The following is a 24,322-nucleotide window of genomic DNA, read 5'->3' as shown; positions in this document are numbered from 1 at the left end:
ACTGAAGAATATTTGGCTCGGTTCAGTAGTCATAAGAAGGTATGACTCAAATATCTTCATGCAGACGAAAACCCGATATAGTTTTTCCTCAGACGGCTGACATCTGGCTTAGGAAAATCCCCGCAACGCGGGGATTTTTAAGCTTTTAGAAAGCTGGACTGCTCTTCGCATCCGCATGAACCATCTGATTGGTACACGGCCTCTGATCCATTGTGGTTACTCCAGGCGCCGAAACGCATAGGGATAGGCTCAATCCATACGGCAACTCTACTCGCCGAGTCTCGCTGTAAGGGATATCGGCGGTTCGTGTTACGCGCCCCTCATCCTTGATCACTTCAGGCATAGGCAGACGGTGTACCTGCTTTGTTGAGGACGTCTCGCGGCGCCACTCCTCCCCAACCGTGTAGACAAAATCGAGCCGAAGCTTCGTGGATTGCTCGTTGACGGAAAGAATCTGGATTTGACTTGTGAGCGTTACAATCCCCAGTGAGCACTCTGTCCGTTGTGCATTGCATTGGCGAATAGTGACAGGCGGATAAGTCTGGTTATTCGTGGACCCGGCAACGTCAAAAAAACTGTTTCCTTCCACGATGTTCATTTTCGGGCGACCAGAAATATCTTCGGAATTGACCCGGTAATCGACAACGACAGGCCCTCTATGGCTTGCGTTCCAGCCCGCACAACCTGCCAGCACAGCCAGACCCAATCCCACAGTAAAACCAGCAACAGAACGCATGAAGTTTCCTTTAGACAATTAGGGTGTGATGCTAGCCCCGAACTCGTCGAGACCTGTTCGCCGATACACACAAACTCGTATGCGATCATTTCGTTCTTGGAAAATAACGACGACGCCCAGCATCGTGGTATGAAGCCTCAGACAGCAGGCCTCAACAACACTGACGACCAATATTCAGTTTCAGTAACGCCACCGCCATCACCTCGTCCACCAAAGGCCTACGTTGCGTCTGAAGACGCCATGCCGCAGAAATCGTCTGTAACCATGATGTCGGCGATCTGACGCGTAGCGCACCGTTCGTGCACGCGGAACTCAACGCGAGCATAATCAAATGACTCGAATGATGACGTGAGACCTGCAGATCATGAGTGAAAGCGAGCGCTGGACGGTTAGATGCAAGGACACCGGCGACGGCAGCGGCGATGCGATAGTTGATTTGCCGCCAGAGTTACTTTCACAATTCGGCTTGAGCATCGGCGACGTAATGACCATCGAAGTGGTCAACGGCGTAATCGTGCTCCAACCAGTGCACGGCCTCTCAACTCCTTCCTCATCGGCCGGGGCTTTACGAGAAGACTTCTACCAAGCTTACAGAATGCGCTTGGAAACCTATCTCCATATTCCCGCCCAAGCCTCGGATCAGGCCATTCACGAACTGATCGAAGCTGGCTTTCCGGCCCATAGCCTCCAAGTACTTTGCGATCAGGGAATCATCAGCCCTGCCGAGCGTGACAGGATCATTCCCCGCCGGACGTTTAAAACGCGCCTGGCCAGCAACCAGCACTTGAAAGCCGATGAGAGTGATCGAGTGTATCGTGCGGCGCATATTGCCGCGATGGCCGTGGCGGTCTTCGGCAACATCGAAAAAGCCCAGCACTGGTTGTCCAAACCCAAATCACGCTTTTCGGGAAAAAGTCCGTGTGAGCTGCTTTCCACCAGCCTAGGCGTCTATCGAGTGGAGGAAATGCTGATTCAAGTGGCTGAGGGCTTGTACTGTTAATTTACTAGTGAGCAAGGCAACACCGGCCGCGCCAGTGCCACGTCTTTAAAGACGGTACTTCCCACTGACTGCTTAGCCATAAGCGGACACTCCAGGCCCTTTCGCTCCACCCTCGTGATTGAAGTCTCTCTTGCCGAGGGACGTTAGATGATCCCTCCGTCCGCCGATTGTTGTATAGGTATAGGGGGTATGCCTATCATATAGCGCAGCATAGGTAGGGGGTATCCCATGGGTCATATCGCAGCACACAAAGACGATCTTCTCAAACGCGTAAAACGTATCGCCGGGCAAATTCAAGCCGTTGAACGGGCATTGGAATCGGATCTCGATTGCTCCAAGACACTGCACCTTGTCGCCGCCACACGCGGAGCTATCAACGGCTTGATGGAGGAAATCATCGAGGACCACGCGCGGGAGCATGTTGCGAACCCTGGGCTCAGTGAAGAGGAGCGTAACAAGGGCGTCGAAGAGCTTCTTGAAGCCATTCGTCGTTACTCCAAGTGAATACATCCAGGCACACACTCATGAACAGCACGAACATCAACTACACGCACGACCACGTGTTCCTTGGCTCAGCGCACGACGAAAATGCCAAGCGTACGCTTTGGGTTGTGGCTCTAACTGTTGTGATGATGGTTGGTGAAATCACTGCCGGGTATATCACTGGCTCGATGGCGTTATTGGCCGATGGCTTTCACATGGCAACTCATGCCGGCGCATTGGGCATCGCGGCGGCCGCTTACGGATACGCGAAACGCCACGCTTCCAGCCAGCGATACAGTTTTGGGACTGGAAAGGTCGGAGACTTGGGCGGATTCGCCTCGGCGCTGATTCTCGGTATGGTCTCTCTGGGAATAGGCGTTGAGTCTGTCATGCGCCTCTTGCAGCCAACGGACGTTCAGTTCGGCACCGCTACGCTCATCGCCATTGCCGGTTTGATCGTCAACATTGTCAGTGCCCTCTTGCTGGGCCACGGGCACAGTCATGGGCACGATCATGATGAGCATGGCCATACGCATGCCCATCACGGGAACGACAACAACCTGAAATCGGCCTACGTCCACGTCCTCGCAGACGCGCTCACTTCGGTTCTGGCCATCGCTGCACTGCTCGCCGGCCGGTATCTGGGCTGGGTGTGGCTGGACCCGGCCATGGGCATCCTCGGCGCCATCGTTATCGCGCGTTGGGCATGGACCTTGATGGGAGTCACCGCAGGTGTATTGCTGGATCAAACAGATGCGCACGTTGCCGAAGAAATCCGCGAACTGGTTGAAAAACCGGGGGATGCCACCATCACGGACTTGCACGTCTGGCGCGTTGGACCGCAAGCCCATGCGGCCATCGTCAGCGTCCTTGGTCAAGCGAGTGTGAACGCCGACAGCATTCGTGAACGACTCAAGCCGGTTCACGAAGTCAGCCATCTGACGGTCGAGTTTCGACCGGCCTGATTCAGCGCCTCCCCACCATTATCTCCAAAGGAACCCGCATGCCTCCAGGGAAACGTGAACTGGCGCGAATAGAACGCCGGTTGGTAACCATGCTGACCGAAGCGTGCGAAACAGCAAAAGGTGAAATCAAAGGCTTTACCTGGCTCACCCACACTGCTGACATGAACGCGTGGGCTGAAACCCTGACGGTGATTTGGGTGTTCGAAACCCTGGCTGACAGAAAGCTCGCCCAGGCTGACGCGAAGGCTCGCATCTTTGAGCTTACAGCCATCGCGTTGAATGAGGCGGACATCGACCTCAACCCTTCAAATCACAGTGTTCGCTTCGACTCGGAGGAAGAGTGCCAACGCACTCACGGTGGAGACTGGAAAAGTCGCCTGACTCGATCACGCGTGGCCAAAGGTGACTGACAATGGCTAAAGAAATCGAAAATCCCTGCATCTCAGTTTGCCAACTGAGTAGTGATCTGTGTGTAAGTTGCGGGCGAAGCAAGGAAGACATCAGGAAGTGGAAACGCATGAAGCGGCCTGAAAAAATGGCCGCTGTGCAAAGGGCGAACGTGCGCTTGAAAGGGCTGAAGAAAGCACAGGGATAGTTGCTTGCACGGTATGACAGCTCTGGGTCGTTTTCTGCCTGTCGCCACCTTCAATTATGTGGCTTGGGGAAACATCGAGAGTGATGGAGTGATGGTGTTAAATCCATTCCGGGATACGACTACCGCGGCCCCTAATGTTTGAGGCTTCAATCGACACGAACTTGTTGAGTGCCCCGCCGTAACCGAATACGGTTTAATGCTACGCGGGCGGGGGAGCGAGCGAATGCGAATAGAGTACCCACTTACATCGACTTGACCGAGACCACTTCCACAAACCTGAATTTCTTTCTGGCCGCCTTAGTAGCTTCTTGTTCTGCAACTAAGGAGCTCAGCGTATCGGCCTCATGTACCATCTCGTGCATCTCGCCTTCAAATTCGTTTCCCACACGGAGCGTGATTCTCAACCTAGGTGTGAAGCCTTTTGAGACTGTCTTTTTCTTCGCTGCCTTCACCGGTTGCACGATCACAACATCCAAAACTGTATCCTGCACGTTTGAGTTAATTGCCAGCGCAGAGGGCTCAGAATCACCGAATAGCGCACGGCGCATCTCATCTTCCATCAATTCTGTATTCATACCATTTCTCAAAAGGGTTTTATCTATAATCTGATCGAGTCTATCAGGATGGCCGGACTCTGTAGTAAAGCGTCGCTGGGGGCAGACCTGAAGTGATAAAGGGCAGCAGATACCGGCAAGCGTCAGGGTCTGTCCATCTGCCGCCTATCATGGCGGACAACTGTCGGCTAAACGCGGACGCTGTTAGGCGATGTATCCGATAAAAGCAGTCACCCCTACGCTCAGCAAGCAATGGCGTGGCTTCGAGCATCAGCTGCGCGTCCTACCCTTCGAATGGGTGGCGCTTGCGGGATTGATCAAGGGCGTTTTCGTCGGCTTCCAAGATTGCCTTGGCTATGCTAATCACGTGCTCTTCGTCCGGGTCTGACATCTGGCAGTTTACGGCCCGATTTTTCTTCACCGGTCATGGCCAAGGCAAAAGATGGTGCTCCACCTTCATGCTATGGCCGGGCATGCATGTGTGCGTGGAACTGAAGCGAGTGGGCATCCCCGGTAACGATGGGCGGTCCTGTTCGGTGGTCAGCCCGAGGGTAGCTGTGCGTGACTTCATGACTTTGGTCAGCCCTCTACGTGCCCTGCCGTTATCCCCGTTCATGACGTAGCCAATCATCATAGCCATTGGAAGGCCATTGGAATACTGGCCTGTGACAAAGCGCATGAGGCCCTCATCGACATATGGGACACAGAGGTTACGTACGCGGGCTGCATAGGACACGTTTAGCCGCTTGCATTCATAAGCTAGGTAGACGTCTTCATCGTCACCCACTGTTAACACGAAGTCGATGCTACTCGACAGGGATACGTTGCCGTTGGCGTCCTCGATCAATAGGACATATTGGTATGTGATTCTACCCGGCACCTTCTTCGTGCGCCTCAGAGCCTGAACTAGATGCTCGGTAATGTGATCTTCATGCGTCATCGCGTCCTTCTTGGACTGTAAAGGTCTGATGCAGATTGGCCAGGCAGCTTCAATCGCTTCGGACATTTGCTCACCAAGATCTCGAAAATGAGCAAGCCAAGCATCAGGACTACCCGCCAGCATGGTCCACCCCCTCCATTCCATGGAGGGCCGCGGCCGCTACGAACTCCGCTGCAATCTGCTCCGCGTCAGCCAATGCTGTGGATCGAAGCCAGTGCCGCAGCGCCGTGGGCTTCACTAGATACATGTCGCGGTCAACGATGAGACGCAGATCAGGTATCAGTTGCACGTTGCCAGGCAAATCGATGGGAAGCTTTGCGGCGATCGACCCGAGGAAGTCATTGAACTCGCCAAACGTGTCCTCAGTGTACGGCGCCGCCTCATCGCCGATTGTCAGCTTCAACACCGCCACATCGGAGGAGCGCGCTGCCAATGAAGCTTTGACGGGTACGCGAAAGTACGGAGAGAGTGCGTTGCACAGCATGGAGGCGTAGGTCGCCCGCTGACTCGAGCTAGCCTGCGCCCAGATGGACTGCAAGCCGGAGTTGCGTCTGGGCTGCATTGCTGGGATGACATGGTGAACTGTGTCTTCGATGATGGCCACGTCACCGGCATCGAGTCCGTAATACTCGAATACCAGACGGTCGATGGCGCCCAACACATCTTGCCGCGAGGCAAGCAGCTTCTGCGCGGTCGCAAGCTCGCTGTCAATCAGTGCCACCAACTTCTTTTCCGCTTTGAACGCCTTTGCAGGATCCGGCATATTCTCAGGATCGTCGAACGGCAGCCTCAGCAATTCACCTTGGGGTACTTTGGCCCGATCGGCTCCTAGGTATGACGTGTCGTGGAAATAAAACCAGGCCGCCAGACTGCTGTTTAGCACGGCCGTCAGCACCTTAGCTTTACGTTCCTGTCCAGGCGGCACGGTGATCGACTGAAGCGAACTTCGGAACACGATGTCCTGTTCGCTGAATGCCGCCCGCACCCGGCCAACGGCCCGTTCCACCCCTTGCGGAATCAAGATGTGAGGCCCAAAAAATCCGGCGTCAAACCCTGCCCGATGAACGACTGATGTATGCCAGGGGCTAGCCTCTACTCGTGGTATGGCCACTGCCTGGAACTGACTCGCATCCAGGTAGGGCAGCCGAGTAACGATCTCGACAATGGTCGTCTGGTACTCAGGATCGTTCAGGCGGTTCTCTTGCGCTGGCTTAAAACCCTGCCCGATCACCCAGTGCTCGTCCCGGTTGAACTCAACCTTGGAACGCTTGAAGGCCTTAAACTCCTGTACAAGCGAGCTTATGGGCGGGATCGTACGAAGGTATTGCAGCAGTCGTTCCTCGGGAGCCCGCGTCCACAAGCGACGCTTGAAAACGGTGGAATCCTCGGCGACTAGGTCGGCGCGAAACGTCAAACGATCGGCGCGCGACAGCGTCACCAGGCGCTTGAGTCGTAGGTTAAGGTCAGCCTTGGGGATCCAGTACTCGAAGCGGTAGGGCGCTTGCTCTTGCTTCTGAGGCCCATACAGCACGAAGGCGGTTGGACGCTGCGCTCCATCGAAAAGCTGAAAGCAGAGATCAGACATGTTGATAATTCGGCGGATCCTGGACCGCTGCAGCAACATCCGGCGCGCGGCTTGGCTCTCCGTGTTGTGCAAGATCCCCATGGCAGGCAACAGAAATGCCACTAGGCCTGTTGGCTTGATCCCTTCCAGGGCCTTCCATACGAATCCCCATGCAATGTCTTTGGCGGGCGCGAGGTAGCCATTGGAGGTGGTCCAATTTTGTGCTGTTGTCAGCTGTCCGGTACGACCATTCCAAGGCGGATTACCGATGATCACGTCAAATGGGGGGGCATCCTTGACGCTGAAGAAGTCTGACCCGGGAAGTAGAGTCTTCCCATAAAGAGGCGGCAGCAACTTGCCGGCCTTGATGAGTTTGGGCAAGTCTGAAGGGCTCGATTGTTCGAGGAGGGCGATATACAGGGAAAACGCCGTGACACGCACTGCGGAAGAGTTGATGTCTCCTCCATGGAGGCGATTCGCAATGGCTTTCAAGTCGGTCCACGTTGCATGTCGCTTCTTCTTGACCTGGCAATGGTGCTCGACCAGACGCTGGAACAACCGCACCAAGAAGATGCCAGATCCGCAAGCCGGATCGCAGTAGATGCCATGCGTCTTCTGCTCGTCGGTCAGTTCGTCCCACAGTTGATTGACTACGATATCGGCCAAGAACATCGGGGTATAAAATGCCCCGTCTGCACTCTTTTTGTCCGCCTCTTCCTTCAGGAACCGGTCGTAAACCGCGCTAATGAGTCCGATCGACATGTAACGGAAGTCGTAGCCCCAGAACCGAAGCTGGCGAGTGGCCATGTTCTCGTGACCGCAGCGGAACCGCGTGAGCACGGCTAGATGCTCAGGCTTGAGCTTGGGTGGCAGAGCGTCTCCGGTCTCAAATGCGCAAGGGGCTTTGAAGAGGTTGCCGTTGAAAGCACCATGCAGCCATGTGAACAGCGCGTCAAAGAGCTCAGGGTCTCCGGACCCGAGCAGCTCCAACAGAGTGCCAAAGCGATCCTGTGACGCGGCACGAAATACGGCCTCACCGATGATCTGACGATCCTCTAAGTAGGCTACGAACATGGTTTGCATCAGCAGCGCCTGAGAGGCATCTTTCCCAAGCTCGTCCTTGAGGCTGCGAAACGCCATCAGTAGGTTGGCCAGAAGAACGCTGTCAACTCGGTTGTCCGGATTGAAATAGCCATCGTTCTCATACCAGAACCGCCCCGACTCAGCCGCGTCGAGTAATTCGCGCAGCTCCAAGGCATCGCTGAGAAGGGAGAGCGTCTTGACTAAGCGTGGGTCTTTATCCCGGTTCTGGTCGCTATGCAACGGGCGTTGCACGAGCGAGTACGCAATCAATTCGTCGCTGCGAATGACGAGCAGCATGCTCATCAAACCTTGATTCCACAGAATCCGATGAAGCTCGTCGATGCGCTCTATGGAAACGAGGGGATCGCTCAAAAAGGCGATTGTGGGAACGCCATTGATACAGCTAACCGCCGATAGACCCAATTCATCGAGTGTAAAGCGGATCGCCTCGGCATGCGCACCTGCGGCGACCTTGCTGCCGGCCGCATAGAACTCGGGGGCCCGGCGTCTGTCGAGCGTCAGTGCCTTCGACCAGCGGGAATCGATGACCGCACTCATGAGCGGAGCCTCCGCGGTTGCATCGGGCCCGTAATGCCGAGCGATACCCAAATGCCCTGATGCTCAGTCATTGGTGGAACCCCAACGAGGTCTGCTTGTCGCCTGCGAACCGGCCGCCGCCTGCAGCGCCGCGCGGCCGCTTCTTGACGGGCTGTACTCGCGCTATGACAGGTTCGTAATCGATACGGTGAGTGGACATTTCAGCGAGAAGACTGGCGATCAATGCGAGATGTACCGGGACTTCACCCCGCTTCTTATAGTTGGAAACCGAGTTGGGCTGCATACCTACGAGGTCAGCAAAGCGCTTTACACTGAGTCCCGCACTGTTGAGCTCAGCAAGAAAATTGTCGTAGGTCATGGCGTGGTTTGATCATAATTTAATGAGACTTTGACACATAAAAACATGAGGTTCAATCAAAACAAGCCGGCCAGACTCGCAACGGTCGGCACCACGAATATTAAGCGGATTGTTGTGCGGGCTTCGGTGAGTGGTACCTGTCGCATTCCAGCAGGCGTCAGATAAAGATGATGCTTTTAAATTTTTCGGGCTGTAGTGACGGAAAAGGGTTGAAGCTTTGGTGCGCGCTGCCGAACACCTAGGCCTGATCCTCGCGAAGAACGGCCGCTCCATGAGCAGCCCTGGCGCATGACCATTGGTCCCAATAATCTAAATGTGTATCTATGAAAACAGTCATTTCGTCACTCGAATCTACAGCTGAAAGTTTTTCGAAACTCACCACTGCTGCACTTAAGCTCAGTATCGGCCTAGGAAGTGCTTGCGTAATTCTTTATGCGCTTCGAGTTGGACACTTCCCTCAAGGCCTTGCCCTAGGGGACGGGTTACTGTTCTTACTTGCAGCGAGTTGTTTTGGCGGTGTTTATGCCATGTTCGTGGCCTGCATGGTCTCGCTTGGCGTTTGCATGTCGATCATCGTGCGGCCGGTGTTCAGCCTTATTTATGAATATGCGCGTAAAAAAACGGGGGGTAAAAAAGCTAAGTACGAACTGGCTCGTTTCAATTGGCGTGCTATTCCTTTGGCCATAGTGGCTGGCGTGTTGATTTGGGGCCTTGGGCGACGTGACATCGCGGCCTACTGGAATTTGCCCCTGCTATCGATTGCGCTTTATTTGTTCTTTTCCATTGCTCACTCGGCTGGAGCGCAGTACCGGCTTCATGAAAAACTCTTGAACAGCGTAATCGCTACGCCCGAGAAGGATGCTCTTCTGCAATCGGGAGATGCTGGAAAACAAAAATCCGCCTATTTGGTTAGCCTTACTGTGGTCCTGCTAACACCACTTATTTTCGGCGGCGTTTCTGGCCAACTCATGGATGGCGCCATGCGCTTGGCGCAGGTCCGCATCGAGCATGCGACTATTTATGTTAAAGCGCCTTATAACGCCTTGGTTCCAGACACTCTGTTGGCGAAGGAAGCAAAAGTGCTGGAAGGCTACAAAGCCTACGCAGGGGTGAGCGTCTTGTTCAAAGGCTTTGGCAGCACGACGGTCATTTCTTTTGCGGACGGCGATCTTAAGCGCCAGCTAGATGTCCCTAATGACCAGATTATTGTGGAGAAGAAGTCTGGTTAGTGACGATTGCTACTCTTGGCGAGAGGCAGAAATCGACCCAAAGCCGCCCTCTGTGGAGGGCTCGTTCAATCAGGAAGGTATGCTGGCTAGACGGCTATTCAGCTTGCGCCCCCGCATAAATTAACGGTATGCGGGGGTGCCTGGTGGTGGGGCTATTACTTGGTGATGTTTTCACTGCCGGGCCAATTCAACAAGCCATGGGTGAAACCATAACTCGCGGCTTGGTAATAGGTAATCGCACGTGCGATGAGTGGGTCGTCGAGCTGAACTGTCACTTCATGACTGGCGCCCAGCGCATCATCGTGGCGTCGCAACACCGCTCGGGGGCTGAGAATCGCCAGATCTTTACCATCGAACAGTCCTAGGTGTTGGTAATTTCCTACCAGCACGCGGGGCGGCAGGGTGGAAGGCTGAAGCAAATTGCGGCCGAAGAATGTCGATTCGTAATTGAGGTTCAAAAGACCGAGCAGGGTTGGGGCTAGGTCGATCTGACTTGCCAGCTGACCGTCTTCACGCGCAGGAAGGAGCTTTGGCGCATAGATGAACAAAGGGATTTGGTAGTTACGGATCGGAAGATCTTCTTTACCCGCGCTGCCAGCGGTGTGGTCAGCGACAAAGACGAAGATAGTGTCGTCGAACCAAGCTTTCTTTCGGGCTGCTTCAAGAAACTTGCCGATTGCATAGTCGGTGTATTTCACAGCACCGTCACGGCCGTCACCGGATGCAATATCGATCCTTCCTTCAGGGTAAGTGTATGGACGATGATTGGAGGTGGTCATCAGTTGCAGCAGGAATGGTTTTTGGTAAGCGAAATTCTCGTCTGCCAGTTTCAGCGTTTGTTGGTAGAGGTCTTCATCAGCCATACCCCAGGCATTTTTGAAATGGATCTCAGCTTCATCGACACTGCTTTGATCGACAACTTCATAACCATTCCCGCTGAAGAACGCGTTCATGTTGTCAAAGTAGCCACGGCCGCCATATACAAACACGCTGTCATAGCCGACGTGATTCAACTGTTGGCCCAGGCTGGCAAAACCACTTTCACGGCCTACCCGTTTGACAATAGAGCGGCCCGGCGTTGGCGGAATAGACAACGTAATGGCTTCCAGGCCGCGGTCCGTCCTGGTGCCAGTGGCATAGAAGTTGTTGAAGTACAGGCTTTCCTTACGCAATTTGTCGAGATTAGGCGTCAGGTTGCCAGGGTTCCCATTGCTGCCCATGTACTTGGCGCTGAAGCTTTCGATAATCACCAAGATAATATTATGTCGCTGGGTCTTATCGTTCTGGGTCACGATTCGACGGACATCGAGCGAATCCTTACCAATGAACCGAACATCGCTTTCCGCCAACTCTTGGTGGATGTTCTTGCCAACTACGTCATTCGGCAAGGTGCCGTAGAATTGATCGTAGTCCAGCTCATTATTGCGAAATGCGGCGAAGAACTGGTAGGGACCATTGCTGGCCAGCTCATGCTGATAGGTGTTGCCGCCCTTGCCACGTGGAGTGTCTTGGTCAACGACCAACAGAACGAAAGCACTCAAAGCGAAAATCACTGCGATACTCAGCAGGCGCTGACGCCAGGACGGCAAAGGCGCACCAATTACCCGCTGAAGAGGTTTGTGCAGAGCAATGCAAATGACCACCGCGATAACCGCCAGCCCGCTAAGCAATTTGCCGATTGGGTAGGACTCCAGGATGTTGTTAAACACCTCGTCGGAGTACACCAAGTAATCCACGGCTATAAAATTGAAGCGTACTCCAAACTCGTCCCAGAACAGCCATTCAGCCACCGCAGTAAATAACATGGCGAAAACGCTGAGCGTCAGTAGCCCCTGCAAAAACCACTGGTGACCACGTGAACGCCACAGCGACGGCGGGCACAGCAGCACATAAAGGCTCATCGGCAGTGCGGCGTACAGTAAAAAGCTCAGGTCGTATAAGACTCCTATGCCAAAGATCGACGCAAATGCAGTGCCCGACTCTGAAAGATGAGTAGCAAGTAACACTAGGCGGGTGAGGAAAAAAATCACTAGCCACAGGCTTGTGACCATCATCAGGAAACGCAGCGGGGCGGAAGCAGGCGAACGCATTAAAAACTCCTTGTTGTGCTCCCTCCAGATTGGAAATTACTGCCGATTGGCCGTATGCATTCAAGACATTCCTGTCTTCGAATGCAATGAGCTGCGACTCATTTGGAGGTGAAGTGAATCTATACGGCAAATTAGTAAAATTTTGTCAAAAATGCGGGATTCTGGTTATTCAAAGCTGATATGAAACATTTTGATACAATAAGTCCGCCGTTATCTCGCCTTACCTTTCGCCTTAATATGTCCGGCATGACGCTGTATGTAATCGCCAACTCACCCACATCTGATGGGCCTACAGGTGGTGCGCAACAAGAGGGCAGATAATCGCGATCAAGAAAGCCGATTCATGTGGAACAGCGTCGTCGATAACTGCTAAGAGTTGGCAATCAGACGAGTGCCAACCTAAATGAAAATGACATTTATTAGAGTTTTTTTTGACGTTTTTTTCTCATTTTGCGCTCTACATTTGCGGCCCCCTAAACATGCAAATGATTCGCATTGATGGGCCATGTATCTGTGTGCGTGACTTCCAAAAGAATCAGGAGCTGCAACAAAATGATTTCCCCTATGCCCTCGTTCCTCAAAACCGCTCTACTGGCCACGGCGTTGCTGAGCGCCGGTCAGGTGTTTGCCGCCGATGCCGACGGCATTGTGGTCTACAACGCCCAGCATGAAAGCCTGACCAAAGCCTGGATCGAAGGCTTCACCCAGGAGACCGGGATCAAGGTCACAGTGCGCAATGGCGACGACACCGAGATGGGAAACCAGATTGTCCAGGAAGGCGCCGCCTCCCCTGCGGATGTATTTCTGACCGAAAATTCCCCGGCCATGGTGCTGGTGGACAACGCGGGACTGTTTACCCCAGTGGCGCCGACCACCCTTGAACAAGTCGACGCAGCCTACCGTCCGGCCCATGGCAAATGGGTGGGCATCGCGGCGCGCTCCACCGTGTTTGTCTACAACCCGGGCAAACTGCCGGAAGCGGACTTACCGAAATCACTCCTGGACCTCGCCGAGCCGAAATGGAAAGGTCGTTGGGCCGCTTCACCGGCCGGCGCCGATTTCCAGGCCATCGTCGCTGCAGTCCTAGAACTCAAGGGCGAAACCGCCACCCTTGAGTGGCTGAAAGGCATGAAGGCCAATTTCACCGCGTATCGCGGCAACAGCTCCGTGTTGAAAGCGGTCAATGCCGGGCAGATCGACAGTGGTGTGATCTACCACTATTACCGCTTCGGCGATCAGGCCAAGACCGGCGAAAACAGCAAGAACACTGCCCTGCACTACTTCAAACACAAAGATCCGGGAGCGTTTGTGAGTATCTCCGGCGGCGGCGTTCTGGCCTCCAGCCAGCACAAAGAACAAGCCCAGGCGTTCCTCAAGTGGGTGACCGGCAAGGACGGCCAGGCCATCCTCAAGACCGGCAACTCCTTTGAATACGCGGTAGGCAAAAACGCTGAATCCAACCCTAAATTAGTGCCTCTGCAACAGCTCGACGCGCCGAAAGTCGATGCGTCAAAACTCGACAGTAAAAAAGCCGTGGAACTGATGACTCAGGCCGGACTGCTTTGAATTGATGCCTGAAACGCTACCGGCGGACGTCGCTGCGGCGATACCCGCACACTTGCGCCGCCGCTCCCGCGGTCTGTTCTCGGGGCGCGGCGGTGCGTGGGTGATGGGTTTGTCGGTGCTGGTGTCAGTCCTGGCGCTGTTGCCGATTGCCTTCATCATCGGCGTGTCGTTGCAAACCGGCTGGGCAACGCTGGCGGCGCTGGTGTTCCGGCCGAGGGTCGGCGAGTTGCTGATCAACACCGTGTTGCTGGTGGTGATCACGATTCCCCTGTGCGTGGGCCTCGGCGTGACGCTGGCCTGGCTGACCGAGCGCAGCGATCTGCCGGGGCGGCGCTGGTGGTCGTTGCTGGCGACCGCACCACTGGCGGTTCCGGCCTTCGTTCACAGCTATGCCTGGGTCAGCCTGGTGTCGTCGATCAACGGACTGTTTGCCGGGGTGCTGGTCTCGGTGATCGCCTACTTTCCGTTCCTGTATTTGCCGGTTGCGGCAACCCTGCGCAGGCTCGATCCGGCCATTGAGGATGTGGCGCAGTCGATGGGGCTCAAGCCTTGGGCGGTATTTTTTCGGGTGGTGTTGCCGCAATTGCGCCTGGCCATCTGCGGCGGCGCATTGTTGGTAGGGCTGCATTTGCTGGCCGAATATGGCCTGTACGCAATGATCCGTTTCGACACCTTCACCACGGCGATCTTCGATCAGTTCAAGTCCACCTTCAACGGCCCCGCCGCTAACCTGCTGGCTGGCGTGCTGGCCCTGTGTTGCCTGGCGATGCTGACCGTGGAGTCGGCGGCGCGCGGCCATGCGCGATATGCCCGTGTCGGTTCGGGAAGTGCCCGTGAACAACGAATCGTCTGCCTGAAAACCGCGCCAACCGTGCTTGCGCTCACTTTACTGATCGTCACCTGCGCCTTGGCGCTCGGGGTGCCGCTGATCACGTTGAGCAAGTGGCTGATCGCGGGGGGACGCATGTCTGGCAGGTGGCTGAGCTGATGCCGGCGCTGCAACAGACATTACTGCTCGGCTTCGCGGGCGCCGCGCTCACCACCTGCGCGGCCATCCCGATTGCCTGGCTGTCGATTCGCTCGCCGGGGCGGCTGCAACGCATTCTTGAAAGCTGTAACTACATCACCAGTTCCTTGCCGGGGATTGTGGTTGCCCTGGCCCTGGTGACGGTCACGGTGCATTTCGCCCGGCCGATTTATCAGACGACGATCACCGTGTTGCTGGCGTACCTGCTGATGTTTTTGCCCCGCGCGCTGGTGAGTTTGCGTGCCGGTATCGCCCAGGCACCGGTTGAACTGGAGAACATTGCACGCAGCCTCGGCCGTTCGCCTGGTCGGGCACTGTGGCTGATCACCTTGCGACTGGCCGCGCCCGGCGCTGCTGCTGGCGCGGCGCTGGTGTTTTTGGCGATCACCAACGAATTGACCGCCACCCTGCTGCTGGCCCCAAACGGCACACGCACGCTGGCGACCGGATTCTGGGCATTGACCAGCGAAATCGACTACGCCGCCGCCGCGCCCTATGCCCTGCTGATGATTCTGCTGTCACTTCCGTTGACCGCACTTCTCTATCACCAATCCAAACGAACGGCTGGCCGATGAACGCCCTCGAACTGCATTCGATCTGCAAATCCTACGGCGCGCACCGCGCCCTGGAAAACATCAGCCTGGTGGTGCCGACGGGCAGCCGCACAGTGATCGTCGGCCCGTCGGGTTCGGGCAAAACCACGTTGCTGCGGATGATCGCCGGCTTCGAATTCCCGGACCGGGGCTGCGTGACCCTCAACGGCCAGACATTGGTCGACGACACTCACGAGGTCCCGGCACACCAACGCCAGATCGGCTACGTGCCCCAGGACGGCGCGCTGTTCCCGCACATGACCGTGGCCGCCAATATCGGTTTCGGACTGACAAGCAAGGGCAGAAGGAAACACGAGCGTATCGCTGTATTGATGGACAGCGTGGCGCTGGACGCGAACATGGCCAATCGTTGGCCTCACGAACTTTCGGGCGGCCAGCAACAGCGGGTGGCACTGGCGCGAGCCTTGGCACAACAGCCGCGCCTGATGTTGCTGGATGAGCCGTTTTCCGCCCTCGACACCGGCTTGCGTGCGTCCATGCGCAAACTGGTGGCGCGGCTGTTGGCCGACGCAGGGGTCACCACCATTCTGGTCACCCACGACCAGAGTGAGGCGCTGTCGTTTGCCGATCAGTTGGCGGTCATGCGTGACGGCCAACTGGTGCAATCCGGCCATCCGCTGGATCTTTACCGTTATCCCGGCGACGAACAAACCGCGCTGTTCCTCGGTGATGCCGTGGTCATGCCGGCCAGAATCGAAGCTGGCTGGGCCCATTGCGACCTGGGGCGGATCCCCGTCAATAACCATCGCAACAACCGCTGTGCGCAGATCATGTTGCGGCCCGAGCAATTGCAACTGGTCGGCATCGTACCGAATGCCGTGGAATCCTCGGGCTGCCGTGGCGTCGTGAGCGAGCGCGACTTCAGCGGAAATACCTGCACATTGATCGTGGAACTCGAAGCGTTGCCCGACACTGACCAACCCGGCAGATCCTTGATGGTGCGTAGTACCGGCCTCTACGCGCCGCCAGCCGGCAGTGCGGTGCACGTCTCAGCCCTAGGTCATGCCCATGTGCTGAACGAGCCTTGAAGCTGAAATTCAGGGATTAAAACGATCCACCACCCTTCGCCCACGCTCTCGTGAGTTCGCGCTCTTCGATCACGCGAATAGCGAAGTGATTTTTAAAGGCATAGCTATAAGGCACGTGGTAGATCATCTGTACCGGGTGGCAACAGTTCAAGGCGCCCATGATCTTTGACGGGCGCAATCTGTACGACGCCGATCGACTGACGCGCAGCGGGTTTATGTACTTCCCGATGGGTCGGGGAGACTAATGCAAGTTGCCCATTCCGTATCAAAAATGGAATGGCACAGTCGCGCATTGATAGCTGAAACCCGGTGCTGGTGTTAAGTGGCGCAAAGCTCGCGGAAGCGGGTTGATCAAGCAAAGTTGATTACGTTATTGGAAAGCTTGTTCAGCCGACTCGAATCCCCTCTGACAACTCCGGACGCCTGACGCAGAATTTAAATCTTTCGCAAAACGTAGACACGCCACATTGAAAAAAACGGAATAAAGTCAGACTTGCTATCAATAACGAAACCAGCTTCCTTGAACTCGGCTTCTGCGACGGATCGAGGAATAACAAACCTATTTTGATATTTAGTCTGCTCGCCCATGGCTCTACGCCGTTGTCCCTGGCGCTTTCGCTTCCATGACTTGAAGTTACCATCTACCCACATCGATAGGATAACGGTGTCGCGCGTCACCCGGTGAAACTCTCGCAACATCGTCAATCGATGCACGGATTCACCAATATGATGAATCAACCGCATGCTGAAAATGCTGTCCACCGAATTACCAGGTAAATCGATGGCGAACACTGAAGTTTTTAGAGGCGTTACACGTTTGACTATATCGGCAGGTTGATTATCTAATGCTGCTGTAATCATCTCCGACGAACTGTCTGCGCCAATGATGACTCGATTAGAGTTTTCTGCAAGTACGGACCAGAACCGTCCCGCGCCGCATGGAAGGTCGAGAACCAGCCCCGGGTCTCCCGCCTCGTGTAACGCATGGCGCGCCATCTGTACGTCCCGATAATGGGCCAGTTTTTGCGACAGTCCATCCTGATGCTTCAGGAAGTAATGTTTTACGTTATTTTTATCGTACTTCTCATAAAATTTAAGTTTGACAGGGGCGCTCATTGGCGATCTCCAGTGGTCAGGGCTCAATGCTAATCATCCGCCTGTCGCTGGAAGGTCAACGTGATGTGAATTTTCTGTATAGCTGTAACTCAAGCCTCGTAACGTCATCCGGCTAGCCTATTTACAGTAACCAGGCCCGGCGTCGTAGTAGACTTATCATTCTAGTCCTTGGCATTTTTTAACGTAGTGCTGGACCAGTTGCATGCCGGCAATCGGCAAACCAATCCCAGTAATACACAGGCTCCAGATCAGGCCTTCGATACCAAAAGAAATCAATGCTCCACCAATGAAGGTGGCGGGCAACGCTGGAAAAAAAAGAATACAAATAATCAATGCATGTGCGCCTAAAAGCCTTTTCAACCGACCTCTGGCGTTGAAGATACAGACCATCCAAAACAGCGCCCAGAACGCAATGGTCATCAAATAGACGGCTAAATGAAGCAAATCCCCCGCCATTCCGTAGCCATGCATACCCCTATCTCCTTTATGGAATTAACCTTTTTACGCTGACCGTCTCAAGCGTAGGCGATTCTGCGACAAAGCGGCTTGCCGCCCTCCGTAAGCACAAAAGATTATTCTAATCAGTCATGTGACGCTGTAAAAACGCGGCAGAATAGAAGACAGGTTAATTTGATAAGAAGCATGAAGGTAGCCGATGAATATACTGATCATTGAGGACAATCGTGACATTCACGACAACCTGATGGACTTTTTTGTTTTGAAGGGTCACCACGTCGAGGGAGCACTCGACGGCTTGACCGGGCTTCATCTCGCTGCCTCAAAATTCTTCGACGCGATTGTTCTAGATGTCATGCTCCCTGGAATCGATGGCAACAAGATTTGCCAAAGCCTGCGTCAGATTTCCAAATCCGACGTTGCCATTGTCATGTTAAGTGCACGAGACCAACTGGAAGATCGATTGATCGGCTTCAAGGTCGGTGCTGATGACTACGTCACCAAGCCGTTTGCCATGTCTGAAATTCTTGCCAGAATCGAAGCCGTGGTGTCGCGCCGCGCTCGAAAAATGAATCGGGTCATGGTTGTAGCCGATCTGCATTTTGACTTGGACACCATGGAAGTATCTCGCTCCGGGACATCCATCAAGATAAATCCTATTTGCATGAAGCTGTTGGAAACCCTCATGCGTAGAAGTCCGCATGTTGTCAAACGGACCGAGCTCGAAGATCTCATCTGGGGGCGCAACCGTCCGAGCAGCGACAGCCTTCGCAGTAACATCCATATGCTGCGCCGGGCATTGGACAAAGCCTTTGATGAACCACTGCTTCATACCGTACATGGCATTGGATACAGGCTTTGCGTCCTGAGCACCCTCCCTTTATAAACTCCGCGCGTATCTCCCGTCGGGGCGACAATCGGCGCTAGAGTTTTTACGCTGGCAAAACCACGTTTCTGACATTCAAGGTGAACTCTCACAGCGCGTGGCGTGTTGAACGCCGTAAAAATATGTAGCTTTACTTAACTGTGTGTTATCTGATTTTTCCCCACTCTGTCGCTTCCAACGACCCGATGATGTTTGGTTTGTGCCTCCCATCCACTTGGACGAATATGGCTTGTGTGTAAGCGCTGGAACGAGCTCCCGCACGTACTCCCATCAGTCTTTCGAAATGGTCGATACAGCCACTGTGAGTAATCAGGACCAAATTCTCGTTGTCGCTTTTATGAGCTATTACGGCGCCTTTGAATCCATCATCGCACTCACTCACCCACTCCTGAGTCGCCACCACCCGACCTGAAATAAAATCGGCAGTTTGGCGTGCACGGGGCAAGGGACTGGCGACCATCCGGGCTTTTTCGAGACCCAGTCGTCGCAAACCTTTGCCGACCACCATCGCAGCATTGCTTCCTTCGATGGTGATGCCCTCGATGTCGCCGAGGCACGGGTTTGCAGACCGATCGCATCGTTCGGCGTGTCTGACCAGGACCACTACGGAACCTTGCCTCCATTGCGCTTCAAGTCCTGATTTGATCATGTTGTTTCCCGCGCCCAAATCCACCACAGATGTCGCCGTTGAAAACCATACGCCTATCACGCCGAGCAGCAGCGTAATGAGGATCACCGCGAAAAATTTGCTGTGCAAACGGATAGCGCGCGGGACGAATTTCGAAATTATCGAGTCGTTGATAAGGATGTGGGGCATACCATCGAACCTTCAGCTTCAGGACACTGGTGCCAGCCAGGGTTACCCCTTAGAACTTCACCCTGCCATTCGGGCAACGATAGATTTGGCGCTGTACTGAAGCGGTGAAAGCGATGTCAAAAATCAGTAAACCCGGACGTTGATTGGCCAAATCGGCTACGACTATTACCGTTCAGCGGCAAAACAACATCCATATGGCTTAAGGCCAATAAGCAATAATTTCCGGCTTTGCTTGCGAAAGTTGGCTGAATCCAAGCAAGCTCGAAAGCCGTGACTCTCTACGCGATTTTTCCATGTTACTTGCCGGATTATGAGATCAAGTTTTCCCTCGATAATGGCGACGTTTGCCTGACGGTATTCGCTGAGCCGACTACTACTGCGATTTCCAAGTCGGATATTGGGTATGGTCTTGAACCGCAAAACACGACGTCCTAATGCGTTGATTTTTATCGCGCCAAAGCATGTCGGCATACGCCGGGAGAATGGACTGTGCCTGGATACGGTCTCAGCCGAGGCGTGCCTGAACGACATGAAACCGGCAGTCATTAACTAGACACCGGACGGCCAATTTGCCTTCCCTCAGGCTCAGCTAAGTTTCATTACTTACTTTCTCTTTCCGCGCGCATTTCGCGCTGCTTAAGAGAGGCTATCCGCCTATGAAATCCGCAATAGCCGGCTGGGTCAACAAAGTACCCGAAGTGACGCTGTCATTCTGGATGATTAAAATCTTGTCCACGACCGTAGGTGAAACAGGCGCCGACTTTCTGGCCGTCGATGCTGGTTTCGGCGCGGGGCCGACCAGTATCGGTATGGCTGCAGTACTGGCAATCGCGCTGTTCTGCCAATTTCGCACTAAAGGCTACACGCCTTGGATCTACTGGCTGACAGTCGTTCTGGTGAGCATCGTCGGAACTCAAATTACTGACATTCTGACCGACATACTGGACGTCAGCCTTTACACCAGCACGGCCGTATTTTCCACTCTGCTGGCGATCAACTTCTTGGTCTGGTACCGGGTAGAACACAACCTGTCGATCCGCGAAATTGTCACGCCGCGCCGGGAGTTGTTCTACTGGGCGACTGTACTCTGCACCTTCGCCCTGGGCACCGCCGCCGGTGACCTGGCAACCGAGGCCTTGGGCCTGGGTTTCACCCTCGGCGCTGTCATTTTCGGTGCACTGATCGCTGCCACTCTGGTTGCCTGGCACATGGGCTGCAATAGGGTGCTGACGTTCTGGATCGCCTACATTCTGACTCGTCCTTTCGGCGCCTCACTCGGTGACCTGCTGACCCAGTCTAAAACCTACGGGGGCCTCGGAATGGGTGCCACCTGGACCAGCGCCATCTTCTTGTGCGTCATTGTCATTCTGGTTGCGGTGGCGCAAATCAGCGTCGGCAACCGCAAAACCATCACTCAGTAATTGCCCAAACGCCAATCAAGGAATCGTCATGCGCCAGATTCAAAACATCATTCGTCACGTAGCCATCGTCTCCTCCATCTTGTTGCTCAGCATCGCCGCTGGTTGCTCGAAGCCTGCCAACAAGCCCATTGCCGGCGCCACGTCAGGTTCTGTTAGCACACAACCCCAACCTGGTTCAAAACTAGGAGAACTGTCTGAGTTCCGTAATATTGCCGCCGACGTCTCCGCCCTCGTCGATAAAAATGACTTGCCGGGCGCCAAAGCCCGCATCAAAGATCTGGAGACCGCTTGGGACTCCGCCGAAGCTGGTATCAAACCCCGTGCCGCAAGCGATTGGCATGTGGTGGACAAGGCGATCGACCATGCACTCGATGCCTTGCGCGCCGGTAATCCGCAACAGAGTGACTGCAAGGCAAAAATGGATGAGCTGTTGAACACCTTCGATTTGATGAAAAGCAAATCATGAGTCCTATGCAGCGCTGATTTCGCGGCGGACAAACGCTTGCGCTGGTGCTTCACTACAATCGCGACGGTCATGCTTGTCGCGCTTTTTTCTGGAGCGGGAAATGCGGATATTGCTGGTCGAAGACGACCCGATGATCGGTGATGCCATCCAAGGCGCCCTGAACGATGCGAGTTATGCCACTGACTGGGTGAAAAACGGTCTCACTGCTCTTGCAACGCTGGTCACCCAACACTATGACCTCGTACTGCTGGATCTCGGGTTACCCGGAAAGGATGGACTAGATGTCCTAGACAGTATTCGAGGGCGCAACAACTCGGTCCCACTGCTGATCATCACCGCTAGAGACGGCTTGGATGATCGCCTTCGGGGCCTTGACGGCGGTGCTGATGACTACCTGCTCAAACCCTTCGATATGGCCGAACTTCTGGCCCGTATACGTGCCGTGTTACGACGCAAAGGTGGCAACGCCCTGTCTTTGCTGGACAACGGCGTGGTGACGCTGGACCTGATATCCAAAGAGGCTACTACCACGGAAAATCTAGCCGTCCTACTGTCCAGTCGCGAATTCGCCCTGTTGCAGGCACTGTTGATTCGGCCAGGCGCAATTCTCTCTCGCAGTGAGCTTGAAGACCGTATTTACGGCTGGGGCAATGAAGTGGAAAGCAATGCGGTGGAATTTCTGATTCACGGCCTGCGGCGCAAGTTGGGCAGCCATGTCATCAAGAACGTCAGAGGTATGGGATGGATGGTTTCAAAAAGCGCTTGAGGGACTCGGTTCAATTACGCCTGTCCGTGACGCTGTCGCTCGCCATCCTGATCGTAGCAGTGGTGGCCGGTATCTTTGCTTTCGTCTCGGCATTCGACGAGGCCCACGAAATGCAGGACGATACCTTGCGCCAGGTGGCGGTCCTATTTGATCGGCAGCAGATGAGCCTGCACTATCCCGCAGCTCAAGAAGTCGATGGCGATAAGGAAGAGTCCAGGGTCATCGTGCAATATCTGGTCGACGGCAGCAAAGCCATCGGTAACGATGATGCTCTGATGCCATTGCCCATCCCCACAATACTCGCCGATGGCTTGTCTACCTTGAATGTCGCCGGCGAAGACTTTCGTGTGTTGGTCAGAACTACGGCCCGGGGTGAGCGTATCGTGGTCGCTCAAGAAACAGGCGCTCGCAACAAGGAAGCCCGCGAGAGCGCCTGGCGAAGTCTGCTGCCGTTCCTTATTTTGTTTCCAGTATTGTTGCTGGTGGTGGGCGATCTGGTGCGCAAACTATTCCGCCCCATTGCTGCGCTCTCTTCTGACATCGATCAACGCGATGAACAGGCCTTGCACCCTGTCGATGAGCGCAATCTGCCGACCGAGATCCGACCTTTCGTCGTCGCTATTAATCGCTTGCTCGCGCGAGTCGCGCTGTCCATGGAAAACCAGCGCCGCTTTGTCGCCGATGCTGCCCACGAACTGCGCTCCCCCATGACGGCCCTGTCCATTCAAGCCGAGCGGCTGGCAGCCACGGAAATGCCAGAGCCGGCTCGTCAGCGCCTCTTGCCGTTATCCCGGGGAATAGAGCGCAGCAGAAACTTGATTGATCAACTGCTGACCCTTGCTGCCGCACAATCGAGCTCGGATCGGCCACACACTGCTGTTTCAGTCCATGGAGTCTATCGACGTGTATTGGAGGATTTACTACCGCTGGCGGAACGTAAAAACATCGATATTGGTGTTGAGAGTATCGAGGACGTGCATGTCCTCATCAACGAAATAGATTTGTTAATCGTGGTGAAGAATCTGGTGGATAACGCGATCCGTTATACCCCCCGTGGGGGATGGATTGACCTTGCGGTTGAGCTGGTACAAGAGACAGCAATTTTGCAGATCAAGGACTCAGGCCCAGGTATTACAGTAGAACAACACGTGCGGGTGTTCGATCCATTTTATCGCAGCTTGGGAACCGATGAAGCAGGTTCCGGGCTGGGCCTGTCTATTGTCAAGGCGATAGCAGACCGCACAGGAATACGCGTTCAATTGAGTTTCTCTAACGAAACGAAGAAGAGCGGTTTATGTGTTTCGGTGTGGTTGCGACAGGCAAGTGTTTCGGCGCCCGCACGGCGCTGATTGTCAGTATTTCGACCCAAGCAACCACCAAAAAATGACTACTTCTTTTTGACGTTTTTTTACCAAAGTGCCTCGTAGAGTCGCGCTGACCAGCAATCTTATGACGTAACGTGCAGCACTATGACTCCTTCCAATCTTCAGGCTTATTTCAATGGGTTCGTCGTTCTTTTCAACGTGGACATTCTGGGCTCTGCTGTCAGCAGTGTTCGCTGCAATGACGGCTATTTTTGGCAAAATAGGCATAACCGGCATCAACTCTGATTTCGCCACTCTGATACGCACCGTGGTGGTGTTACTCAGCCTGGCGATGATCTTATACGCGACCGGACAATATCAGTCCCTCGGCTCGATATCGGCTCGCAGCTATTTATTCCTGGTCTTGTCAGGTCTGGCCACAGGAGCTTCCTGGATATGTTACTACCGAGCTTTGCAGCTCGGACAAGCGTCCCTGGTCGCCCCGGTGGACAAACTCAGCGTGGTACTTGTCGCCGTCTTGGGGGTCACCCTCTTGGGAGAGAGACTCGACGCTCGCCAATGGACAGGCATCAGCCTGATCACCATCGGTGTAGTGATGCTGGCGTGGCGACGATAGCCGCTCACATTGCCATTTGAGCATGCGTTCCACACGGGTAACTCCGCATTACCGACGGATTGA

Annotated in this window: 23 protein-coding genes and 2 pseudogenes; 16 read left to right on the top strand and 9 right to left on the bottom strand. The window is 54.6% G+C overall.

All coding sequences use genetic code 11. The annotated features are described in order from the left end of the window. Positions 1 to 145: 145 nt before the first annotated feature. Positions 146 to 736, bottom strand: a complete 591-nt coding sequence (locus tag BLU63_RS09910; RefSeq protein ID WP_083375388.1) for a hypothetical protein — start codon at positions 734 to 736, stop codon at positions 146 to 148. Between the two features lie 364 nt (positions 737 to 1,100). Between BLU63_RS09910 and BLU63_RS09905 the strand changes: the two genes are divergently transcribed. From BLU63_RS09905 to BLU63_RS09885, 5 genes are all read left to right on the top strand, one after another. Then, entirely contained in the window at positions 1,101 to 1,736 is a 636-nt protein-coding gene (locus BLU63_RS09905) for an antitoxin Xre/MbcA/ParS toxin-binding domain-containing protein (RefSeq protein ID WP_083375387.1), read from the top strand. Between the two features lie 228 nt (positions 1,737 to 1,964). Further along, the gene (locus tag BLU63_RS09900) at positions 1,965 to 2,240 is read left to right on the top strand and encodes a metal/formaldehyde-sensitive transcriptional repressor (protein WP_083375386.1); all 276 of its coding nucleotides are present in this window, start codon (positions 1,965 to 1,967) and stop codon (positions 2,238 to 2,240) included. A 20-nt stretch (positions 2,241 to 2,260) separates the two neighbouring features. After that, the gene (dmeF, locus tag BLU63_RS09895; RefSeq protein WP_083375385.1) at positions 2,261 to 3,184 is read left to right on the top strand and encodes a CDF family Co(II)/Ni(II) efflux transporter DmeF; all 924 of its coding nucleotides are present in this window, start codon (positions 2,261 to 2,263) and stop codon (positions 3,182 to 3,184) included. Between the two features lie 38 nt (positions 3,185 to 3,222). Continuing rightward, a complete protein-coding gene (locus BLU63_RS09890) occupies positions 3,223 to 3,594 on the top strand; it encodes a hypothetical protein (RefSeq protein WP_083375384.1) in 372 nt (123 codons plus the stop codon). Between the two features lie 2 nt (positions 3,595 to 3,596). After that, on the top strand, positions 3,597 to 3,779 hold the full coding sequence (locus BLU63_RS09885) for a DUF1289 domain-containing protein (RefSeq protein ID WP_083375383.1): 183 nt from the start codon (positions 3,597 to 3,599) through the stop codon (positions 3,777 to 3,779). A 242-nt stretch (positions 3,780 to 4,021) separates the two neighbouring features. Here BLU63_RS09885 and BLU63_RS09880 read toward each other — a convergent pair whose 3' ends face one another. The 4 genes from BLU63_RS09880 to BLU63_RS09865 form a co-directional block, all read right to left on the bottom strand. Further along, complete coding sequence (locus BLU63_RS09880; RefSeq protein WP_083375382.1) at positions 4,022 to 4,354, bottom strand: hypothetical protein; 333 nt, start codon at positions 4,352 to 4,354, stop codon at positions 4,022 to 4,024. A gap of 403 nt (positions 4,355 to 4,757) precedes the next feature. Continuing rightward, positions 4,758 to 5,396 (bottom strand): hypothetical protein, encoded by a 639-nt coding sequence (locus BLU63_RS09875; RefSeq protein WP_083375381.1) that lies wholly within the window; start codon positions 5,394 to 5,396, stop codon positions 4,758 to 4,760. Beyond that, complete coding sequence (locus BLU63_RS09870; RefSeq protein ID WP_083375380.1) at positions 5,383 to 8,478, bottom strand: N-6 DNA methylase; 3,096 nt, start codon at positions 8,476 to 8,478, stop codon at positions 5,383 to 5,385. The genes BLU63_RS09875 and BLU63_RS09870 overlap by 14 nt, the downstream gene beginning before the upstream one ends. A gap of 67 nt (positions 8,479 to 8,545) precedes the next feature. Next, positions 8,546 to 8,836 carry a DNA-binding protein gene (locus tag BLU63_RS09865; RefSeq protein WP_083375379.1) on the bottom strand — a complete coding sequence of 97 codons (291 nt, stop codon included), beginning with the start codon at positions 8,834 to 8,836 and terminating at the stop codon, positions 8,546 to 8,548. A 323-nt stretch (positions 8,837 to 9,159) separates the two neighbouring features. Between BLU63_RS09865 and BLU63_RS09860 the strand changes: the two genes are divergently transcribed. Further along, positions 9,160 to 10,065, top strand: a complete 906-nt coding sequence (locus BLU63_RS09860; protein WP_083375378.1) for a hypothetical protein — start codon at positions 9,160 to 9,162, stop codon at positions 10,063 to 10,065. A gap of 155 nt (positions 10,066 to 10,220) precedes the next feature. Here BLU63_RS09860 and BLU63_RS09855 read toward each other — a convergent pair whose 3' ends face one another. Continuing rightward, entirely contained in the window at positions 10,221 to 12,155 is a 1,935-nt protein-coding gene (locus BLU63_RS09855; protein ID WP_083375377.1) for an LTA synthase family protein, read from the bottom strand. Between the two features lie 552 nt (positions 12,156 to 12,707). Between BLU63_RS09855 and BLU63_RS09850 the strand changes: the two genes are divergently transcribed. From BLU63_RS09850 to BLU63_RS33775, 4 genes and pseudogenes are all read left to right on the top strand, one after another. Further along, positions 12,708 to 13,721, top strand: a complete 1,014-nt coding sequence (locus tag BLU63_RS09850) for an iron ABC transporter substrate-binding protein (RefSeq protein ID WP_083375376.1) — start codon at positions 12,708 to 12,710, stop codon at positions 13,719 to 13,721. 4 nt (positions 13,722 to 13,725) lie between these two features. After that, a pseudogene (locus BLU63_RS09845) lies at positions 13,726 to 15,323 on the top strand (ABC transporter permease). Then, positions 15,320 to 16,390 carry an ABC transporter ATP-binding protein gene (locus BLU63_RS09840; protein ID WP_083375375.1) on the top strand — a complete coding sequence of 357 codons (1,071 nt, stop codon included), beginning with the start codon at positions 15,320 to 15,322 and terminating at the stop codon, positions 16,388 to 16,390. The pseudogene BLU63_RS09845 and the gene BLU63_RS09840 overlap by 4 nt, the downstream one beginning before the upstream one ends. Positions 16,391 to 16,512: 122 nt before the next feature. Beyond that, positions 16,513 to 16,635 (top strand): annotated as a pseudogene (locus BLU63_RS33775) (hypothetical protein); the annotation flags it as partial. Between the two features lie 190 nt (positions 16,636 to 16,825). On the opposite strand, the gene BLU63_RS09835 reads toward BLU63_RS33775, so the two are convergent. Beyond that, complete coding sequence (locus BLU63_RS09835; RefSeq protein ID WP_083375374.1) at positions 16,826 to 17,506, bottom strand: class I SAM-dependent methyltransferase; 681 nt, start codon at positions 17,504 to 17,506, stop codon at positions 16,826 to 16,828. 156 nt (positions 17,507 to 17,662) lie between these two features. Continuing rightward, on the bottom strand, positions 17,663 to 17,977 hold the full coding sequence (locus BLU63_RS09830) for a hypothetical protein (protein ID WP_083375373.1): 315 nt from the start codon (positions 17,975 to 17,977) through the stop codon (positions 17,663 to 17,665). Between the two features lie 184 nt (positions 17,978 to 18,161). Between BLU63_RS09830 and BLU63_RS09825 the strand changes: the two genes are divergently transcribed. Further along, positions 18,162 to 18,848 carry a response regulator transcription factor gene (locus tag BLU63_RS09825; RefSeq protein WP_083375372.1) on the top strand — a complete coding sequence of 229 codons (687 nt, stop codon included), beginning with the start codon at positions 18,162 to 18,164 and terminating at the stop codon, positions 18,846 to 18,848. A gap of 145 nt (positions 18,849 to 18,993) precedes the next feature. On the opposite strand, the gene pmrG is transcribed toward BLU63_RS09825, so the two are convergent. Further along, complete coding sequence (pmrG, locus tag BLU63_RS09820; protein WP_083375371.1) at positions 18,994 to 19,665, bottom strand: lipopolysaccharide core heptose(II)-phosphate phosphatase PmrG; 672 nt, start codon at positions 19,663 to 19,665, stop codon at positions 18,994 to 18,996. 656 nt (positions 19,666 to 20,321) lie between these two features. Here pmrG and BLU63_RS09815 point away from each other — a divergent pair. The 5 genes from BLU63_RS09815 to BLU63_RS09795 all read left to right on the top strand — a co-directional run bounded on the left by BLU63_RS09815 (position 20,322) and on the right by BLU63_RS09795 (position 24,259). Then, a complete protein-coding gene (locus BLU63_RS09815; protein WP_083375370.1) occupies positions 20,322 to 21,086 on the top strand; it encodes a COG4705 family protein in 765 nt (254 codons plus the stop codon). Positions 21,087 to 21,114: 28 nt separating this feature from the next. Next, positions 21,115 to 21,552, top strand: a complete 438-nt coding sequence (locus BLU63_RS09810; protein ID WP_083375369.1) for a hypothetical protein — start codon at positions 21,115 to 21,117, stop codon at positions 21,550 to 21,552. A gap of 100 nt (positions 21,553 to 21,652) precedes the next feature. After that, positions 21,653 to 22,318, top strand: coding sequence for a response regulator (locus BLU63_RS09805; protein WP_083375368.1), 666 nt, complete (start codon positions 21,653 to 21,655; stop codon positions 22,316 to 22,318). Next, positions 22,294 to 23,667: an ATP-binding protein gene (locus BLU63_RS09800; protein ID WP_083375367.1), complete on the top strand. Its 1,374-nt coding sequence runs from the start codon at positions 22,294 to 22,296 to the stop codon at positions 23,665 to 23,667. Before BLU63_RS09805 ends, BLU63_RS09800 begins: the two co-directional genes overlap by 25 nt. Positions 23,668 to 23,818: 151 nt before the next feature. Next, entirely contained in the window at positions 23,819 to 24,259 is a 441-nt protein-coding gene (locus tag BLU63_RS09795; RefSeq protein ID WP_083375366.1) for an EamA family transporter, read from the top strand. The last annotated feature ends 63 nt before the right edge of the window (positions 24,260 to 24,322 follow it).

Origin of the sequence: Pseudomonas mandelii (assembly GCF_900106065.1) — a bacterium.
Taxonomy (GTDB): domain Bacteria; phylum Pseudomonadota; class Gammaproteobacteria; order Pseudomonadales; family Pseudomonadaceae; genus Aquipseudomonas; species Aquipseudomonas mandelii.
This window is presented reverse-complemented; position numbering and strand designations above follow the sequence as displayed.

Excerpts from the sequence above, each read along its gene's own strand:
- BLU63_RS09900 (WP_083375386.1), top strand. The coding sequence starts at position 1,965 with ATGGGTCATATCGCAGCACACAAAGACGATCTTCTCAAACGCGTAAAA.
- BLU63_RS09840 (WP_083375375.1), top strand. The coding sequence starts at position 15,320 with ATGAACGCCCTCGAACTGCATTCGATCTGCAAATCCTACGGCGCGCAC.
- BLU63_RS09795 (WP_083375366.1), top strand. The coding sequence starts at position 23,819 with ATGGGTTCGTCGTTCTTTTCAACGTGGACATTCTGGGCTCTGCTGTCA.
- pmrG (WP_083375371.1), bottom strand. The coding sequence starts at position 19,665 with ATGCCCCACATCCTTATCAACGACTCGATAATTTCGAAATTCGTCCCG.
- BLU63_RS09800 (WP_083375367.1), top strand. The coding sequence starts at position 22,294 with ATGGATGGTTTCAAAAAGCGCTTGAGGGACTCGGTTCAATTACGCCTG.
- BLU63_RS09830 (WP_083375373.1), bottom strand. The coding sequence starts at position 17,977 with ATGCATGGCTACGGAATGGCGGGGGATTTGCTTCATTTAGCCGTCTAT.
- BLU63_RS09890 (WP_083375384.1), top strand. The coding sequence starts at position 3,223 with ATGCCTCCAGGGAAACGTGAACTGGCGCGAATAGAACGCCGGTTGGTA.
- BLU63_RS09875 (WP_083375381.1), bottom strand. The coding sequence starts at position 5,396 with ATGCTGGCGGGTAGTCCTGATGCTTGGCTTGCTCATTTTCGAGATCTT.
- BLU63_RS09865 (WP_083375379.1), bottom strand. The coding sequence starts at position 8,836 with ATGACCTACGACAATTTTCTTGCTGAGCTCAACAGTGCGGGACTCAGT.
- dmeF (WP_083375385.1), top strand. The coding sequence starts at position 2,261 with ATGAACAGCACGAACATCAACTACACGCACGACCACGTGTTCCTTGGC.
- BLU63_RS09805 (WP_083375368.1), top strand. The coding sequence starts at position 21,653 with ATGCGGATATTGCTGGTCGAAGACGACCCGATGATCGGTGATGCCATC.
- BLU63_RS09825 (WP_083375372.1), top strand. The coding sequence starts at position 18,162 with ATGAATATACTGATCATTGAGGACAATCGTGACATTCACGACAACCTG.
- BLU63_RS09815 (WP_083375370.1), top strand. The coding sequence starts at position 20,322 with ATGAAATCCGCAATAGCCGGCTGGGTCAACAAAGTACCCGAAGTGACG.
- BLU63_RS09870 (WP_083375380.1), bottom strand. The coding sequence starts at position 8,478 with ATGAGTGCGGTCATCGATTCCCGCTGGTCGAAGGCACTGACGCTCGAC.
- BLU63_RS09885 (WP_083375383.1), top strand. The coding sequence starts at position 3,597 with ATGGCTAAAGAAATCGAAAATCCCTGCATCTCAGTTTGCCAACTGAGT.
- BLU63_RS09855 (WP_083375377.1), bottom strand. The coding sequence starts at position 12,155 with ATGCGTTCGCCTGCTTCCGCCCCGCTGCGTTTCCTGATGATGGTCACA.
- BLU63_RS09910 (WP_083375388.1), bottom strand. The coding sequence starts at position 736 with ATGCGTTCTGTTGCTGGTTTTACTGTGGGATTGGGTCTGGCTGTGCTG.
- BLU63_RS09905 (WP_083375387.1), top strand. The coding sequence starts at position 1,101 with ATGAGTGAAAGCGAGCGCTGGACGGTTAGATGCAAGGACACCGGCGAC.
- BLU63_RS09880 (WP_083375382.1), bottom strand. The coding sequence starts at position 4,354 with ATGAATACAGAATTGATGGAAGATGAGATGCGCCGTGCGCTATTCGGT.
- BLU63_RS09835 (WP_083375374.1), bottom strand. The coding sequence starts at position 17,506 with ATGAGCGCCCCTGTCAAACTTAAATTTTATGAGAAGTACGATAAAAAT.
- BLU63_RS09860 (WP_083375378.1), top strand. The coding sequence starts at position 9,160 with ATGAAAACAGTCATTTCGTCACTCGAATCTACAGCTGAAAGTTTTTCG.
- BLU63_RS09850 (WP_083375376.1), top strand. The coding sequence starts at position 12,708 with ATGATTTCCCCTATGCCCTCGTTCCTCAAAACCGCTCTACTGGCCACG.
- BLU63_RS09810 (WP_083375369.1), top strand. The coding sequence starts at position 21,115 with ATGCGCCAGATTCAAAACATCATTCGTCACGTAGCCATCGTCTCCTCC.